The sequence below is a fragment of the Thalassotalea litorea genome (assembly GCF_043642205.1).
GTDB lineage: Bacteria > Pseudomonadota > Gammaproteobacteria > Enterobacterales > Alteromonadaceae > Thalassotalea_A > Thalassotalea_A litorea.
Genome location: NZ_JBHZSG010000008.1, coordinates 35,284 through 53,107 on the forward strand (window position 1 = coordinate 35,284; position 17,824 = coordinate 53,107).

The following is a 17,824-nucleotide window of genomic DNA, read 5'->3' on the forward strand; positions in this document are numbered from 1 at the left end:
GTCGCATGTTCGGTGACAGACTGACGTCGCTGGGAACTTGGCAAACGCTATGGTGCGATGACGCCTCGTTATTGTTTGCGAAGGAGATTAGCATCGGATAAGAACATGCGCAGTTCGTCGCATGTTCGGTGCAAACTTGGCAATGCCTGAGTTTTTCAATTAATGTAAAGCTAAGTATACGAAAGTCTGTTTTTTTTCGTAAACAAATAAACACATTATTCGCAACTTCTCGCTTACTGTGGTTTTGGTCAACCCTGCTTTTTCACGTACACTTTGCCCCAACATCTACAATCATCATTAAGTTGATTAACGACGGCTTTGTCCCAATATTCAGGTTAATCAGTAATCCGTGGAAGAGATAACGAAATGAAATTTGCAACATTGAAAAACAATACCCGTGATGGACAGCTAGTTCTGGTTTCTCGTGATTTGAGCAAAGCCGTTACGGTTAGTGATGTCGCTAGCACAATGCAGGCGCTTATCGATAATTGGGTCGAACTGTCTGCTAAGTTGGAGTCTCGTTATGAGCAGTTAAATGCCGGACAGTTGACCGAGGCCATTGAGTTTGTAGAAGCGGACTGTGAATCTCCATTGCCCAGGGCTTACCAATGGGCCGACGGCAGTGCGTATGTTAATCATGTAGAGCTCGTGCGTAAGGCGCGCAATGCCGAAATGCCGGAAACCTTCTGGACAGATCCACTGATGTATCAGGGCGGTTCAGATTCTTTCATTGGCCCGCGTGATGACATTGAAATGGCATCTACCGAATGGGGCATTGATTTCGAATCTGAAATTGCCGTGATCACCGATGATGTGCCTATGGGCGTGAGTCCTGAAGATGCACAAAACCACATTAAGCTATTAATGTTAGTCAATGATGTGTCATTGCGTAATCTGATCCCGGGTGAGTTAGCCAAAGGGTTTGGCTTTTTTCAATCGAAACCTTCAAGTGCATTTTCTCCTGTGGCTGTTACCCCTGATGAGTTAGGACAAGCATGGGATGGCAAAAAACTTGCGTTACCTTTAGTGACACATTTAAATGATGAGCTTTTTGGCAGGCCGAATGCCGGGGTTGATATGACCTTTGATTTTCCGACCATTGTTGCCCATGCGGCGAAAACACGTCCACTAGGGGCTGGTTGTATCGTCGGTTCGGGTACCATTTCTAACTATGATCGCAGCGCCGGTTCAAGTTGCCTAGCAGAAAAACGTATGCTGGAAATCATTGCTGATGGCAAACCTTCAACTCCGTTTATGCAGTTTGGTGATACCGTTCGCATTGAAATGTTTGATGCTAATGGTGACACCATTTTTGGTACCATTGATCAAAAAGTCGTTGAATATAAGAAATAGTAGATAAAGTGTCTAGGTTACCTAAGTCATCCGCGGCGTTAAGTTGTCAAAGGTGACTAAGGGTGTCTAAGGGTGTAAAAAGGTGACTAGAGGTGTCAAAGCTGACTAAGGTTGCTAGAGAGCAATCGCAACACGCCGTTATGCTAATTTTATTTGGCACATTGCATCGTCGTCACGGTTTTTAATTCATTAATCAAACTGGGAATATTATGATCTCATTATACGGATATTGGCGTTCATCGGCGGCATACCGGGTGCGCATTGCTCTGAATATTAAACAGATTGAACATAAGCTTATTTCTGTTCATTTAGTTAAAGATGGCGGCCAGCAACACAGCGGTCATTATAAAGCATTGAACCCCAATGAGTTGGTGCCCACACTCGTGGACGGTGAATTCAAGCTGAATCAGTCTATGGCTATCCTGGATTATCTCGAGCAAAAATTTCCCCATCCATCGTTATACCCGCAAGATATGCAAGCGCGTAGTCAGGTGCAGGCACTTGCCAACGATATTGCCTGCGATGTTCATCCGTTGAATAATTTGCGGGTTTTAAATTATCTGAGTGATAATTTAGACGCGACAGCCGAGCAAAAGCAACGGTGGTACAAGCACTGGATAGAGCTTGGCTTTCAGGCATTTGAGCAGCGTTTGCAGCATGTATCAGGAACTTATTGCTATGGTGATACGGTAACCATGGCGGATCTTTGTTTAATTCCTCAGGTTTACAATGCCAGGCGGTTTAATATTGATCTCAGCCCATTTCCACAAATTGTCAGAATTGATGGTAATTGTCAGAAATTAACGGCATTTGCATCGGCACTGCCTGAAAACCAGACTGACGCGACGGTTTAGATCTAACCCGCCTCTTACAAACCGAAATTAGTCGTTAAACTATTGATTTTACAGCTTTGTGATAAATTCATTTTTCTTTTTTTACTCCGTTAACTAAGCTAATAAAATAGCGTAGTATGCTTTTAATAGCCTTAATTTTATTGGCCTAAATTTTGGTGGTCGGAATTTTATTGGTTCCTTTTGGGGTCGATAGGTAGGAAAAATGAACACAGAACAAAAACAATCTTCGTCATCTCAACAGTCTGCACCACTGAGTATCATCGTTTTCATTATCGCTCTGGTGATATTAGGGGCCGGTTATTACATGGTATTTATCGATAACCCGACAACTAGGCCACAGCCGGAAATTGTTGATCTTAAAGATGAAAAGTTGCAACCTGAGCCAGAAATTTCTGAGCCGGACGATATTGAGGTTAAGCCTGAAGCGCCAGTTCAGGTACCAGAGCAACCCGTAACAGAGCCTGAACCCGCTGCTGAGGTTTTATTGCCAGAACTGGATAATAGTGATGAACTAACGGTATCTTTAATTCGCGATTCTACTACCACACCGCAACTGCTCGATGTTTTGGTGCCGAGTGACATCATCCGTCGCGCTGTGGTTTTCGCCGACAACTTTGCCCGTGGCGATCTAGCCGTTAGAGATGCGCCAGTTTACCCGCCAGAGGGTAAGTTTGAGGCTTCACAAATCAACGACCAGGAGTACGTGATTAGCCCCGAGAATTACGCTCGTTATATTAACTACATTGATTTACTTGCCAGCTTTGAACCTGAACAATTAGTCGCGATTTATCAACAATTATCGCCGTTATTTGAAGAAGCATTTCAGGAATTAGGCTTTCCTGAACGCACCTTTGATGATGTTGCTAAGGACGTGTTTTCCCGCATTTTAGCCATCGAACACCCTGAGGACAGCCCGGTGTTAACTCAACCCGATATGATATATAAATACCAGAGTGATGAATTGGAAAGCTTGTCTGATGCCGATAAGTTACTATTGCGCATCGGTAAAGAAAACTTACTGCAATTACAGTCTGTCGTGCACCAATTGCAATTGAAACTGGACTAAGTAAACAAATATAACGATGGGTGTTTAGCAACAGTGAAGGAGAAATGGATTTATGAGTACGTCCTTTCCGGTTATTCCTGACAATGTGCCACAAACCAAGGGTGGTTTTACCCAATGGTTGGGAAAAAAAGCGTTAGCGGTTTGTGGTTGGCAACTATCTGGGACCTTCCCCAATGAACCTAAACTCTTGCTCATTGTTGCGCCCCATACATCTAATTGGGATTTTTTTGTTGGACTTGCGGCGAAATGGGCATTAAACCTAAGGGTCAGCTTTCTTGGCAAAGATGCCGTTTTTAAGGGACCTATTGGTTGGTGGATGCGAAAAATTGGCGGAATCGCCATTGATCGAAGTGCGCCACATGGGGTCGTAGGGCAAATGGTTGAGGAGTTTAACAGCAGAGACGAACTACTTTTAGTGATTGCTCCTGAAGGAACACGAAAGAAAGTACCTGAGTGGAAAAAGGGGTTTATGTTTATTGCCCGGGATGCGCAAATACCGGTTCTACCAGTGGAATTTGACTTTAAGCATAAGCGCATTGTGTTCTATCCAACCTGTCATATTGACTCAGACGTTGAGTCTCAGTTGCAAACAATCAAAGCACTGTTTAGCGCCGAAAAAGCAAAACGTCCCCATTGTTTTTAATCCCTGAACGAGGTTGAATAAAGCAAATAGAGGCCGCCAGATTTCTAATGTATCGGCATCTCAGTTTCCGCACCGGCAAAACAGCGAAGCACAAAATTGTTATTCGTTGGCAACCGGTAGGCTTTTTTGAATTTTTTCCCGTTCAGGGCTTGCATGGCAGGTTCTGATTGCGCATAATGCGCCTCGCTGTAATTCTTTGGCAAACATTGATTACCGCCTCTGAGGTGCCTCTCTCGGTCCTCCCGCAATGATACTCTGTGAACTCGGCCAGGTCCGGAAGGAAGCAACCGCAGCAGACGACTCATGTGCCGGGATGCGGCTGAGGGAGGGGCCACCAATCTCCTGATTGACTTACCCCGTACATATTTAACACCCCAAACCCATTATCACTTTACCAAGTTAGCGCTTTTCCTGTCTTTCTATATCACTTTCCAGGCGAGCGATCGCTTGTCTACAGCGGCCTAATCGTTGATGCAGGGTTAACACGGTCTGCTGAAGCCCTGCATCTTGTTTGCTCGCTCGGTTAAGCTTATCCTGCTCATCGAACAACATTTGTTCGAGGCGTTTTTCAAAACCTTGGTATTCGGCTAGTTTTTGATAAAGTTGTTGAGTCGGCTGGATAAGCGTCTGCGCAACTTTTTTTACTTGCTTGGTTGATAAACGTTTGCGTCGTTGTAAACGGTATTCAGAATCTTGATGGCGGCTCTCATTGGCTTTAATTGCGGTGATCAGCGAGGATATCTGATGTTGTAATTGTTCAAGCAGGCTAAAGCCCAATTCCTGTTGTTTGTTATCTAACAGGGTCTGCAGCTGGTCAAGCTTCCTTCGAATACCTGGCAGGTAATCGCTGTAGTTGTCGAAGGAGCGATTAAACAAACGATCGTCAAATAACGCCTGGCGTTGCAAATAGTAATGGGACTTTCGATTTTTATTTCTCTCGTCAGCCACTTTTGCGTCGTCAACCAGGCGCTCAAGTAATTGATGAAGTCGCTGTATTTCTACTCGCATGAATTTTCCTGCTGTCTAAAACCAGGCATCAATTGCCAGTTTTATCGCCATAAGCATGACGACGAGAATAAATATTGGTCGGATAAAACGGTTGCCAAATTTGATCGCAGAATGAGCACCAAGCCATGAACCTAAAATCATAAATAGTCCCATCGACAAACCAAGAATAAAATTGACTTGTCCAAGGTAAATGAATGTCAGTAACGATGTAAAGTTACTGACAAAATTCATTGAGCGGGCAAGGCCAGAACTTAACAAAATATTCATTTTGTACAGGGCCAGTGATGACACAGTCCAAAATGTTCCGGTACCCGGACCGGCAACGCCATCATAAAAGCCCAGCACCGATCCCTGTATCCATTGCATCACTTTTAGTCGGGTAGTGACCTGCGGTAGCTGGTTAATTTTTTCCGTCGCGGATTTTACGGTCATGGTGTATATGGCGCAAACCAAAATTACCAAAGGTAAAACCTTTTCCAATGACTCCGCACTGATTTGATTCACGACGATTGTGCCAATTAACGCACCAATGGCTGTCGCAATTGCCGCTTGTACCCAAAATAATGGGTTGAATAAGCGTTTTTTGAAAAACGTCATCGACGCGGTGAATGAGGCAAAGCTCGCGGATAGCTTATTGGTACCAAGGACAATATGGGGCGGTAAGCCTGAGGTTAGCAGGGCGGGTACCGTTAGTAAGCCACCGCCGCCGGCGACGGCATCAATAAAGCCGGCAAGCAGGCCGACAACAGATAGCGTTACTATTAATGTTGGATCGGAAAAAAATTCCAATGGTCACCCGTAATCTTTATGCAAACTGGATATGAGCAGAACTAAAAGTGTCAGCGGCACCCTTAAAAATCGTTCTGAGGTTTTGGACCTGAGAATTGTATCAGGTCTGATTCATTGGCCCAAATGAATTATTGTTATGTTCAATAATCGTGCAAATTTGTACAGTTTGACAATTATTTTACGCTGAATAGGTAATTATGGATGAAATATATTAAACCGATGCATTTATTTACAGTTCCTTTCGATTATATTGGTTTTGTTTCAGTGTCTTACCTCTGTTTTTAGCGCGTTTTGCTCGAACTGTAAGGATTGGTTAACACCTATAAAGCCTAATAAAAATGTCGTTTTGGAGGTTTTTTATGCAGTTTTTATGTGGTCAAATGTATCTAACTAGCTTCAAATTGTAAAAAATCTTGTCTGTTTGTTATTTAACTAGTTGACCTGTTTGAGTTGATCGGTTTAATATCGAGACCGACAGATCAGGTCGTATGGCCTAATTATAAAAAATAATTACAGAGCAATATAGCTCTGAATTCTAACAAAACGAATCACGTTAAGTGGTCCAGGGAGTAAACATGTATAGCAATAATAAACTTGCTAAATCAGTTCGTCTTGCCCTTATGTTTGGTGCAAGCGCAACTGCGGCAATCTCTGCAAATGCTTTTGCAGCTGACGAAGTAGTTGAAGAAGAAGAAGTAGAACGCATTGAAGTTACAGGTTCACGCATCAAGCGTACAGACCTTGAAGGTGCTTCTCCAGTAACAGTTATGACTGCAGAAGATATCAAAATTGAAGGTAACTTCACGGTAGCTGATGCGCTTCGAAGCTCTTCATTTAACTCTTTCGGTTCTTTCTCTGAGCGTTCTGGTAGCTCTGCTCAATCTCAAGCGACAGTTAACCTTCGTGGTGCTGGCTCAAACCGTACTCTAGTTCTACTAGACGGTAAGCGTATGCCTGGTTCTCCAACGCTTGGTGGTCAATCAGCTAACCTAAACTCAATTCCTTTTGCTGCTGTAGAACGTATCGAAATCTTAACTGATGGTGCTTCTTCTACATACGGTTCTGACGCAATTGCTGGTGTTGTAAACATCATCCTTAAGAAAAACTATGAAGGTCTTGAGTTCAATGTTGGTGCAGGCCAACGTTCTGAAGATGAAGGCACTACGTCAAGTGAATTCTCAGTTCTAGGTGGTTACTCTACAGATAAAGGTAACATCACCTTTGCATTCGATCATCAGAAGCGTTTAGGTATTTCAGACGGTGCTCGTTCATATACTGCCGCTAAAATGACTGATTTTGATGGCGACGGTAATATTCAGGCGTACGCTGAAACTGACGGTTGGTCAATTTACGGTTCAACTGTAGCCGCTCCTGATTTCTCAAGCGCAATGGCATCAACTACATGTGATGACAAAGTGTCTGAGTTTGGTGAAGGTACGTTTAAAAAAGTAAGTGCAGATAGTGACTGGTCACCTGGCTCTACATACTGTATGTATGCTTACGCAAACGTTTCATATAACACGGCATCTATTGACCGTAACACATTATTCGTAGACGCAAACTATGAAATCGCTGATGGCGTTGAGTGGTTTGGTCGTGCAATGTTCGTTCAGAACTCTTCTTTCGGTCGTTATGCTCCACCAGCTGCACCATGGCGTAACATGGGTTATGAAAACCCAGAGAACCCTTATGGTATCTCAAATGACGAAGCTGGCTTCTATGACGCGAAACTAGACGGTACTGCGTTTGAAGGTAATGCTTGGTCTCCTATGTTCCAGGATAATAATGGCGATTACCAATATTACAATTACGATAGTGAAGGTAAGCCGATCGATAGTGATATTCAGAGAGTTGACGAAGATGGCGCTCCTGTATTTGACGAAGACGGTAACCCAGTATACGTTCCTGCAGTAGGAGCTTATGACCCAATGAATGCATACCAAAATACAACGGGTTACTACCGTTGGACTGGTATCGGTACTCGTGACGGTAATGTTGACGATTATAGTCAGGATTATTTGACTGGTTTCCGTGGTGAGCTTGATTGGGGTAATGCGACTTGGGAAGTTTACTACCACAAGAATATCGCTGATAACAAATCAGTGGGCGAGTATTACTTGTCTTACGGTGGCCTAGCGCACAATATCGCTAACGATATTGATCTTGCGTCTGAAGAAGGTGTTGCAAACATGAAAGCAACAACGCTTCAAAACTCGGCTTCATCATTTGACCAGTATAACTTCGGTATCGGTTTCGATTTATTTGAATTACCTGCCGGCGCAGTTGCTCACTTCTTTGGTGGTGAGTACATGGAGCAAACTTATGCTGATATCTATGACGGTCAATCTGAAACAGGTCTAATCGGTGGTTCTGCTGGTAACTCTGCAAAAGGTGAGCGTGATATCACAGCATTCTTCTACGAAGCAGCGATTCCGGTCACTGATTCAATCGAAGTTAACTTAGCTGCTCGTTACGATGATTACTCTGACTTTGGTGATAACATTGCACCTAAAGCTTCTGTTCGTTGGGAAATCCTTGACGGTCTAGTATTGCGTGCATCTTACTCTGAGTCTTTCCGTGCTCCTGGTCTAGATGAACTAAATGCTGCAACTACGTTCTCTGCAGAATCTGCAATCGACTATGCAGCTGGTGATACTGCCGCTAAGCAGTTTGATACTTATTACAAGTCAAACCCTGACCTAGGTGCAGAAACTTCTGAGTACACTAACATCGGTGTTGCTTGGGATATCACTGATGACATGGGTGTTAAGTTCGATTACTTTAACTTAGCAATCGACGATGTTATCTCAACTAAGACTGTTCAGTCTCTATTGACTGATGAAGCTCAAGGTGAGATCAAAGCTGTTGCCCCAGGTACAGATGTTTCTGACGAGACTTTCTACCTAATCCGTACGCTAGATGGTAAGCTTCTAGAAGCGGGTACTGGTTACTTTAACGGTGGTACATTGAACATTGAAGGTCTAGATGTGACTTTCAACGCTGGTTTCGAAACTGGTTTCGGTGACTTCCGCTTCAATACCATTAACTCTTTCATCTTCGACTACGGTGATGAGTACAACTATGCTGGTACTGAAGGTGCTCCAGACTTCAAGTCTGTAACCACGTTTGGTTGGGCTTTAGGTGACTTCTCTGCAGCTTGGACTATGAACTATACAGATTCTACATATGAGAACAGCTATGTAGATTCTGATACTCTAGACCTTGTTAAAGAAGGTGAGTTAGATTCGTGGTTAATCCACAACGTATCTTTCACTTATGATGCAGGTGACTTCGGTGCATTGACTCTTCAAGTTGTTAACTTAACAAACGAAGATCCTGTATTGAACTCTTTCGGTCAGTGGACAGACCAAAACCTATACAACAACTTTGGTCGTGATTACCGCGCCAACTATACTATCAAGTTCTAAAAACTGGACTTCCTAGTGTAAGTAATAAAAGGCCGCTTTAAGCGGCCTTTTTTATTATTATCGCTAGCATAAGGGTAAGTTCATTGTTATTTTAAGGGGCATTTTGTAAATAGAGTTGTGGAACGTTTTTATGAGTAATTATTGGACTCAATATTGGCAACAAGGTCACTTGACTTCTTTTGGTTTAGACATTGAAGCAAATTATCAGGGGCCGTTGCAGGAAATTTGGGACGAATTTTTCGCGTCGTTAACAGCAACAGATACGGTTGTCGATATAGGAACCGGAAACGGCGCACTACTTGACTTATGCGTCAATGGCAAGCCTCCGAGCGAAGTGCCTTTCCTGACAGGAATCGATTTGGCTTTAGTCTCATTACCCGCAACGTTAGCTGGTTACGAAAATAAGGTAACGATGATTGGAGGTGTTAGCGCAGAAAACATACCGGTTGAAGACGGCTCGATAACCGCAGTAACGTCTCAATTTGGACTTGAATATTGTCCTCCTGCAGAAACGATAAAAGAAGTTACCAGAGTGCTCGACCATAAAGGGAAATTCCAGTTTGTTTGTCATCACCCCGAATCAATCATCGTAAAGCCCAATATCGAAATTTTACAGATGTCACGAGCACTCAAATCGGATAAAGGACCACTGAGTGTTCTTAAACTGTTGTGCAAAGAGCTTATTCGACATGGCAAATCCAGTGTTAAGGCTGAGAAATTGAGGAAAAAATTGAATCTCAAAGTGGCTAAGCTTAGCGAAGATAACAAAGATGCATTTATCGCAACTAATTTTCCTATGTTTGCCAAGGCCGTGTTGGGGTGTCGGGATTTAAATATGATAAACACGTTCTTCAATAAATTTGAAAACGAATTGGCGGGCTCTATGGTTAGACTTAGTGACCTCGGTAGTGCTGCCGTCGATGCAAATAGCATGCAAAAATTGATGGCGCTATTCGCTAATAATGGCCTGTTAGTTAAAGAGTCTGAGGTATTTTTAGATGACAAACAGCAACTAATCGGTTGGAAAATTATTGGAGAGAAAGGCGGGCACTAGAACGGAGATGTAAAGACAGCGACTAAAGCTGTTTAATTATCTAGCACTAAGATTCAGTAAGCGGGTTATTCTTCAAGGTTATTTTTGATCTAACTTATCTGCTAAAGCTAAGGTATTGGTGATTTTCAATGCTACAGTAACTTTACCATTGGCTAAGAGTATTAACGGCGAATATACTTTCTTAACCCTCGTTACGTTTATAACAGGGCTCATCTCTTCAGTTTCGTTTTTTGTCTTTTTAATCTATCCATTGGTTAACCTTGCCAGAAGGTGCCCACAGAATGCTTAATCCTATGGCCAAACTTAGTTATGGCCTTTTAAAATAAGAAATTTAGTCTCAAGCGGCTATTTTTGTAGGCACGCTGTTAAAGCGATAAAAAGCTATATTTCGTTGCAACTGCTGAGTTTAATATCCTGTCTTGACACTGATTTCTGTACTGACTCATAAAATATTCAAACCAAATAGCCTGAATTTATCGAACTCTTTCAAATCCATCCGTAAATAATTTGCAAAAGAAACCAGGTCAATTTTGCCTGGATATTTATACCAATCACATTAAAGTATTGCTCACTCAGTGAGAATTTAAAGGCTTTTAGGCAAAGCTTTTATTGCAGAGGATGGTCGCTCCATTATCTCAAAATCTGTCAAAATCGGTAACGCAGGATAAATGGCTTTAAAACTCACCCGTAGGGAGTTTATCTTAAGGTCCATTTACGGCCCTATATTTCATTAATATAGAATGACTATATCAATAAAATCTATGTTGTAAGTGAACCTTTGCCCTAACTCTGAGTTGTGCACAAACTTAATGTGATTGGTATGACAATCATTTCACCCAATTTCCCATTGTTTTTTAATAAACGAGCAACTCTATGTGTAAAGTGCGGGCCGTCGGCTTTGTGCTTCTGTTTCCGTGGCTAAAGTGATCAGGGAATTTACTGTGCTCATGGCTGTGGCAAGGGTGGGAATGCGCGAATAATCAGTAGGTTATGGATATGAAATTTATTTTTAAGGTTGGTGGTCTGATAAATGTACGGACTAGTTTGTAAAAATGGTTCTCGAACCAATAATTTGGTATTTAGCCGAAGCTTTACTATGTTCTAGTTCGTAACACTCTGTTTTATCGTATTTTTATTTAAATAAATTATAAGACCAAAAAAGGTCCGGGGAGAAACTATGAATACTAATTATATTAGTTTTCACGGGTGTTCTTTGACGATATTAAGTAGTGCTGTATTAATCGCGTTAAGTTCACTGTCAACAACTGCTTACGCTCAGGAAGATGAAGTTGAAGAAGTCGAGCGAATTGAAGTTACGGGTTCACGTATTAAACGAACCGATTTAGAAACACCAGTACCTGTCACAGTCATCGGTCGGGATGATATTCTTGAAACCGGTGCGTTAAACGTTGCTGATGTGTTAAACCAATCGCCAGTCGCCATTGCTGGTTCCGATCAATCCAACACCTCATTCACTACCGGTTCCGTGGGTTTGAATACAACGGCATTGCGTAATCTTGGTGAATCAAGAACCTTAGTATTAGTTAATGGTCGACGCTTTGTATCTGGTGTCTCGCCGTCAGTTGGCTATGCGGTTGACTTAAATGCGATACCTGCCTCAATGATTGAGCGCATTGAAATCTTAAAAAGTGCATCTTCCGCAGTGTATGGTTCAGATGCGGTTGCCGGAGTCGTTAATATAATTACTCGCAAAGATTTTGAAGGGGTCGAGTTAAACGCCCAAACCGGCATTTCTGCGGAAGGCGACCGAGAAAAGTATACGGTGAACATGACCGCAGGTAACAGTTGGGATACTGGTAGCGTGACCATGGCAATCGGTTACGATGACGATAAAGGATTAAAGTCGTCGGATCGGGAGTTCTCCGAATTTGATCAGGCTATCGTTCTTGACGAGGGTAATGAAGTTATCGATTTGTTTTTCTCTTCATTTCCCCCCGCTGGACGCGTTGGCGGCTTCAATACCGATGGTACGCCCTTTGATGGTGCCCATGAAACGGACAGTAATCGATTTAATCGTGCCGAATATCGACAGTTAGTAACTCCGATAGAACGAAAATATGCAGCTTTTAATATTAAACAAGAGCTGTCTGATAATGTGGAAATGTTCACTGAGGTGAACTGGAATACATCAAAAACTAATGACTCAACCATTGAGCCTGTCCCTTTTGATGCTATCACCGACGTATATCTGCCAGATCGCGGCGGGGAAGTGGGTTTATTGATTGGTAATCCTATGGTTCCTCTCGGCTTGCAAGAAGCCCTACTAGCGCAAAGTACGCCCGAGAAGCCGGTAACTCTGGACAGCCCTTTACCTGGCCTAGTAAGGCGAATGGTGGAATTCGGGCCGCGTTCAACCGATGTCGAACGTGATACCATTCGTATCGCTTCTGGGTTTGACTGGGATATCAGCGATAGTTGGGTTGTGAATGCCTTTGTTAGCTGGGGCAAAACAGACCAACGTCAGGAGAATGGCGGTCAGGTTAACGTTGAACGGGCAGCATTGGCGTTTGATGTCGTTGAAGATGGCATGGGCGGCCTGAAATGTCGAAATGATCTTGCTGTATTGCAAGGCTGTGTACCGTTAAATCTGTTTGGTGCTGGGACTATTACACCGGCAGCGGTAGATTACATTAAGGTACCGGCGAAAGTGTTTGGTCAGGCAGAGCAGTTCGTTACGGGTGCAAGTATAGCGGGAGAATTGCCGTTTGAATTGCCTGGTGGATACATGGGGATGGCAGCAGGTGTCGAACACCGACTGGAAAAGGGCATCTTTCAACCCGGAGATTTAGCTCAGACAGGCGCTTCCAGCACCAATAAAGCAGAACCGACCGACGGTAGTTTTTATACCAATGATATTTACGCCGAGGTCAGTTTACCGATCCTCGATGCACTGATTGTTGATGCGGCAGCGCGTTATTCAGATCATGAAATTGTTGGCGGTCAAACCACCTGGAATTTAGGTCTGGAATTCTCACCGTTTGAGGATTTGATGCTTCGAACGTCTTTTGCAACTGCAGTGCGTACGCCCAATATCGCTGATTTGTATGGTGGCAGGGGTGAAACGTTTGCAGGTGTCACTGACCCCTGTAATAACCTTCAGGCTGATGGTTCCGATGCGATAGACCCTGATATTCGCGCGAACTGTTTGTCCATTCCGGAAGTTGCTGCTCGGGTCGCCGCTACCGGAAGTTTTGAACTCACCCAAATTGAATCACAAGGTACTGGCGGGACGATAGGCGGGAACCCAGGTGTTCAGGAAGAAACTGCGGATACCTTTAGTGCCGGTTTTGTCTGGCAGATTATCGATAGTCTATCAATGACCGTAGACTACTACGATATTTCTATCGAGGATGCGATTGCCACGACCGTGCGTTCAACGGTTCTGTCACGTTGTTACGATGTTGACCCGAGTGTTTTTGACTCGACCTGTAGTAATGAAGCGGGTGAGGTGGGCGCGGTAAGAGATGGAAATGGTGCCTTGACCGAAGTTAACTCGGGTACATCGAATGAAAACAATCTGGACACTCAAGGGATTGATATCGAGCTGTCTTATCGACTGGAAACCGGGGTTGGTGATTTTTCTGCGGACCTCGTCTGGAATCATTTGATTGAGTACATAGAGACCGGAATCAAAGACGGTTCTGAGATAGACTTTACCGGTCAGGTATTTACGCCTGATAATCGTGCTAACCTAAATCTTGGTTATCAACTCGATAGCTGGGCATTTGCGTGGCGGATGCGTTATTGGGACTCTTCAGTAGATTCGACCAATGGTGATAATTTCAATTTTACGAATTTTGAAGCATTGAAAGAATCTAATGTATTTCCATCGGTGGTATACCATGACATCTTTGCGACATGGTATGTTACCGACTCTACAAACCTGACCCTCAATGTGCGCAACCTGTTTGATAAGAAACCGCCGTTTGCTGGTCAGGGTTTTGCTAGTGGCGGTACCGGGATTAATACGGTATCCGAAGCCTATGATGTAACGGGTCAGTACTTTCAGTTTAGTATTACGACCACATTCTAATGGTTTTATGGAATTAAAAAACGCCAGTTATTCTGGCGTTTTTTAATTTTTTCAAACGTTGTTACCGTTGATCTAAAGCCGAGGGTTCGTTTGTTGTCAACCTTTTAGCAGGCTATTTGCTCACAATACGATTACGTGGCAATGAGATTCGCCTTGTCTAATTCCCATTGTCGGACAACGACTCCCGGTTTAATGGGCTTTGCGTACTCTTTCGGATAGTAATCGCGATTGTTGAATATTGGCCTCCCATCTGGTGGTTTAATTCGGTTGTAACGTGATTATCGTCTTACCGTGGAGGAGCATTAAAATGTACAAACTGAACGTTTGACCAATAACATCTTTCCGTCGTCACTCAATGTCATTTTTCACTTCAATACTTTTTGAACCAGACTAAGTGTCTTTGCTTGCGATTCTTTTTACGGACAAGGTGAAAAAATCCCGGCTTCAGGCTTAGCAAAAGCCTATTTGTTAAACTAGAGTTAACCCCACCAGACGATAAAACCGGGTTATTTTCGTCCATAATTTACCTGATATTGTGAGAATTTAGACTACCAATATTCTATTTAAATTTGACTTACTACGAACAAGTTAGTAAAAAAGGTTTATGTCAATATTGTTTTTGTGTGTTTATTGACAGATTTTAATAAAAAAAAAGCGATAAAAGGTTAATTTTTAAGCGCTAACGGTGTGCTAAGCAAATTGTTTGACTTTAACGTCAAGCTATTGTCTTATATACAGCTGTAATTTTAAAAAAGCAGAATAGAAAGAACAATTTTGGCAACTTGGTCGCATTTATTTGTTGCGATTAGGTTAACAAGATTGTGTTTCTATTTTACAACAACTGAGCACTGAATTACCTAAATTCAGCACCACCATTTTTGGTAGTGATTAAAGTTAAATAGCAATTGGTTGGGAACTATGTCCAAAATAAGCAAGAAAAGCCTAATCGCTTCGTCGATTGTTGGCGCCATGGCTTTGGCAGGTAGCAATTTTGCTTCCGCAGCCAGCCTGAACGAACTACAAAACGGCGAAGCTGCCATCGTTAAAGCTTCTGCTAAATCTCAAACTAAGATCAATAACATTTACGATCAAACTCAAGAGTTACTTGCTGAGTATCGTACTGTTGTTGACGAAACAGAGAACCTGAAAGTTTATAACGATCACGTTCAACGTCTTGTTAATGACCAGCAAGCTGGTATTGATTCCCTAGTACGTCAAATCGGTACAATTCAGGAAACCAAGAAAGGTGTGGTTCCTCTAATGTACAAGATGATTGAGTCTTTGGAGCAATTCGTAGAGCTTGATATCCCTGTGAACCTGAAAGACCGTACTGAGCGTCTTGCACGTCTTAATGACGTTATGTCACGCCAGGGTATCTCTGTAGCTGAGCAGTTTCGTTTAGTACTTGAAGCGTACGAAATTGAAACCGACTACGGTTCAATGTTCTCTGCTTATCAAGGTGACCTTGAATTTGAAGGCACGAACATTACAGTAGATTTTGTTCATATGGGTCGTACTGTCTTAGTTGCTCAATCTCTTGATTTGAAAAACGCATGGATCTGGGAACACAGCTCGCGTGAGTGGAAAGCTTTGGAAGATGAATACCTAAGCCCAATCACTAAAGCAATTCGTATGGCGCGTAAACAAACTGCTCCTGATCTCGTTAAACTACCAGTATATGCAGCGGGGGCTGGTGAATAATGAAAACTATGATTAAAAGCGCAGTAATCACTGCAACTCTAGTATTGACTGCAGGTATGTCTGTAGCATCAGCTAACACGCTTGACGATTTGTTAAAGCAAGTGAAATCAGATCGCGTATCTGAAGCCAAACTTGATAAACAACGTGAGCAAGAATTCCTATCAGCACGTGCCGACAAGCAAGCGTTGTTAAACAAAGCGAAAGCAGAGTTAAAAGCTGAGCAAGATCGTAACGCTCGCCTGACTAAGCAATTCGCTGACAATGAAACCATGTTGACCACCAGAGAAGCTGAGCTAGAAGCGGCTAAAGGTGACTTAGGTGAAATGTTCGGTGTTGTACGCCGTGCATCTGGTAATGCTTATGGTCGTATCGCTACGTCTATCGTAAGTGCAGAATATCCAGGCCGTGAAGCGGTTCTTGATAAACTGGCCAACGCGAAAGAAATCCCAGTTCTTTCTGAGCTTGAAGAACTATGGTTTGCTCTTCAAACTGAAATGACTGAATCTGGTAAAGTGTCTACGTTCGACGCTGAAGTTACTATGCTTGACGGTGGCAAAGCCAACCAAACGGTTACCCGTGTTGGTTCTTTCAACCTTCTATCGGATCAAGGTTACTTAAACTATAACGACGAACAGAAGCAAATTCAGCCGCTAGGTAAGCAACCTGACACTGCCGTTGGCGATGTTGCTCCTTTCCTTGATAACGCATCTGGTTATGCTCCGTTGTTCATTGACCCTTCAAAAGGTCAAATTCTAAAGCTTGAAACTCAAAAGGCTACCTGGTCTGAACGTTATCACCAAGGTGGACCGGTTGGTTACGTAATCACTGCAGTTCTTATTCTTGGTTTCCTAATCGCTATTGAGCGTATGGTATTCCTTGGCGCTGTTGGTGCGAAGATCAAGTCACAGCTTAAAAATACTTCACAACCGAATACAAACAACCCATTGGGTCGTATGTTGACTGTTTATGAAGAAAACAAAAACATCGATGCAGAATCTCTTGAATTGAAACTTGATGAAGCAATTTTACGCGAAACACCTAAGGTAGAGCGCGGAATTAACATCATTAAGATTTTCGCTGCAATTGCTCCTTTATTAGGTCTACTAGGTACGGTTGTTGGTATGATTGGTACGTTCCAGTCAATCACACTATACGGTACAGGAGATCCTAAGATCATGGCTGGTGATATCTCAATGGCTCTTGTTACAACGGCTATGGGTCTAATCGCTGCATTACCTCTAATTCTTGTACACAGCATCGTAGCTGGTCGTGCGAAAACCATTTTCCACATCCTTGACGAGCAAAGCGCGGGTATCGTTGCTTCAATCGCCGAGAAGGAGAAACAATAATGTTATTCCTGATAGAACTTTGGGAATCTGTCAGGGAATTTATTGCGACAGGCGGCTTCGTATTATACTTCGTCGCCTTGGCACTCTTCTTAATGTGGATCTTGATGATTGAGAAGTACTGGTTTTTGACTTCGGTCTACCCAAAGATGAAGCGTGATATTATCGCGCGTTGGGACGCCCGTACGGATACAACTTCCTGGTATGCACATCGAATTAGAGATGCATGGATTTCTGAAGCGGCAGAGATATTAGACGCACGTATGCTAACCATTAAAACTTTGGTTGCTATGTGTCCACTTATCGGCTTGTTAGGTACCGTAACCGGTATGATTGCAGTATTTGAGATTATGGCAGTACAAGGTACGGGTAACCCGCGCTTGATGGCTGCAGGTATTTCAATGGCTACAATCCCAACGATGGCTGGTATGGTTGCAGCCCTGTCTGGAGTGTTTTTCAGCTCTCGACTGGATGGCAAAGTTAAAATGGCCAAGGCCAAGCTTGTCGATAGCTTGCCTCATCACTAGA

12 protein-coding genes and 1 other RNA gene are annotated in these 17,824 nt (G+C 43.0%); 11 read left to right on the top strand and 2 right to left on the bottom strand.

Annotated features, from left to right (window positions below):
• The first annotated feature begins 366 nt into the window (after positions 1-366).
• From ACHUFQ_RS06160 to ffs, 5 genes are all read left to right on the top strand, one after another.
• A complete protein-coding gene (locus ACHUFQ_RS06160) occupies positions 367-1,353 on the top strand; it encodes a fumarylacetoacetate hydrolase family protein (protein ID WP_394173967.1) in 987 nt (328 codons plus the stop codon).
• 212 nt (positions 1,354-1,565) lie between these two features.
• Positions 1,566-2,207 (top strand): maleylacetoacetate isomerase, encoded by a 642-nt coding sequence (gene maiA, locus ACHUFQ_RS06165; RefSeq protein ID WP_394174068.1) that lies wholly within the window; start codon positions 1,566-1,568, stop codon positions 2,205-2,207.
• Between the two features lie 202 nt (positions 2,208-2,409).
• Positions 2,410-3,273: a DUF3014 domain-containing protein gene (locus ACHUFQ_RS06170; protein ID WP_394173969.1), complete on the top strand. Its 864-nt coding sequence runs from the start codon at positions 2,410-2,412 to the stop codon at positions 3,271-3,273.
• A 52-nt stretch (positions 3,274-3,325) separates the two neighbouring features.
• Entirely contained in the window at positions 3,326-3,916 is a 591-nt protein-coding gene (locus tag ACHUFQ_RS06175) for a lysophospholipid acyltransferase family protein (RefSeq protein ID WP_394173971.1), read from the top strand.
• Positions 3,917-4,147: 231 nt separating this feature from the next.
• Positions 4,148-4,244, top strand: an RNA gene (gene ffs / locus ACHUFQ_RS06180) — signal recognition particle sRNA small type.
• A 71-nt stretch (positions 4,245-4,315) separates the two neighbouring features.
• On the opposite strand, the gene priC is transcribed toward ffs, so the two are convergent.
• Entirely contained in the window at positions 4,316-4,924 is a 609-nt protein-coding gene (gene priC, locus ACHUFQ_RS06185; RefSeq protein ID WP_394173973.1) for a primosomal replication protein PriC, read from the bottom strand.
• Positions 4,925-4,939: 15 nt separating this feature from the next.
• Positions 4,940-5,713: a TSUP family transporter gene (locus ACHUFQ_RS06190; RefSeq protein WP_394173975.1), complete on the bottom strand. Its 774-nt coding sequence runs from the start codon at positions 5,711-5,713 to the stop codon at positions 4,940-4,942.
• A gap of 575 nt (positions 5,714-6,288) precedes the next feature.
• Between ACHUFQ_RS06190 and ACHUFQ_RS06195 the strand changes: the two genes are divergently transcribed.
• From ACHUFQ_RS06195 to ACHUFQ_RS06220, 6 genes are all read left to right on the top strand, one after another.
• Positions 6,289-9,141 (top strand): TonB-dependent receptor domain-containing protein, encoded by a 2,853-nt coding sequence (locus ACHUFQ_RS06195; RefSeq protein ID WP_394173977.1) that lies wholly within the window; start codon positions 6,289-6,291, stop codon positions 9,139-9,141.
• 130 nt (positions 9,142-9,271) lie between these two features.
• The gene (locus ACHUFQ_RS06200; RefSeq protein WP_394173979.1) at positions 9,272-10,195 is read left to right on the top strand and encodes a class I SAM-dependent methyltransferase; all 924 of its coding nucleotides are present in this window, start codon (positions 9,272-9,274) and stop codon (positions 10,193-10,195) included.
• Between the two features lie 1,177 nt (positions 10,196-11,372).
• Positions 11,373-14,249, top strand: coding sequence for a TonB-dependent receptor plug domain-containing protein (locus tag ACHUFQ_RS06205; protein WP_394173981.1), 2,877 nt, complete (start codon positions 11,373-11,375; stop codon positions 14,247-14,249).
• 927 nt (positions 14,250-15,176) lie between these two features.
• Positions 15,177-15,950 (top strand): DUF3450 domain-containing protein, encoded by a 774-nt coding sequence (locus ACHUFQ_RS06210; protein ID WP_394174070.1) that lies wholly within the window; start codon positions 15,177-15,179, stop codon positions 15,948-15,950.
• Positions 15,950-17,299, top strand: a complete 1,350-nt coding sequence (locus tag ACHUFQ_RS06215; RefSeq protein WP_394173983.1) for a MotA/TolQ/ExbB proton channel family protein — start codon at positions 15,950-15,952, stop codon at positions 17,297-17,299. Before ACHUFQ_RS06210 ends, ACHUFQ_RS06215 begins: the two co-directional genes overlap by 1 nt.
• A complete protein-coding gene (locus ACHUFQ_RS06220; RefSeq protein WP_394173985.1) occupies positions 17,299-17,823 on the top strand; it encodes a MotA/TolQ/ExbB proton channel family protein in 525 nt (174 codons plus the stop codon). The genes ACHUFQ_RS06215 and ACHUFQ_RS06220 overlap by 1 nt, the downstream gene beginning before the upstream one ends.
• Position 17,824: the final 1 nt, after the last annotated feature.

Coding starts and splice junctions, on each gene's coding strand:
- ACHUFQ_RS06200 (WP_394173979.1), top strand. CDS start 9,272: ATGAGTAATTATTGGACTCAATATTGGCAACAAGGTCACTTGACTTCT.
- priC (WP_394173973.1), bottom strand. CDS start 4,924: ATGCGAGTAGAAATACAGCGACTTCATCAATTACTTGAGCGCCTGGTT.
- ACHUFQ_RS06170 (WP_394173969.1), top strand. CDS start 2,410: ATGAACACAGAACAAAAACAATCTTCGTCATCTCAACAGTCTGCACCA.
- ACHUFQ_RS06205 (WP_394173981.1), top strand. CDS start 11,373: ATGAATACTAATTATATTAGTTTTCACGGGTGTTCTTTGACGATATTA.
- ACHUFQ_RS06220 (WP_394173985.1), top strand. CDS start 17,299: ATGTTATTCCTGATAGAACTTTGGGAATCTGTCAGGGAATTTATTGCG.
- ACHUFQ_RS06175 (WP_394173971.1), top strand. CDS start 3,326: ATGAGTACGTCCTTTCCGGTTATTCCTGACAATGTGCCACAAACCAAG.
- ACHUFQ_RS06195 (WP_394173977.1), top strand. CDS start 6,289: ATGTATAGCAATAATAAACTTGCTAAATCAGTTCGTCTTGCCCTTATG.
- ACHUFQ_RS06215 (WP_394173983.1), top strand. CDS start 15,950: ATGAAAACTATGATTAAAAGCGCAGTAATCACTGCAACTCTAGTATTG.
- ACHUFQ_RS06160 (WP_394173967.1), top strand. CDS start 367: ATGAAATTTGCAACATTGAAAAACAATACCCGTGATGGACAGCTAGTT.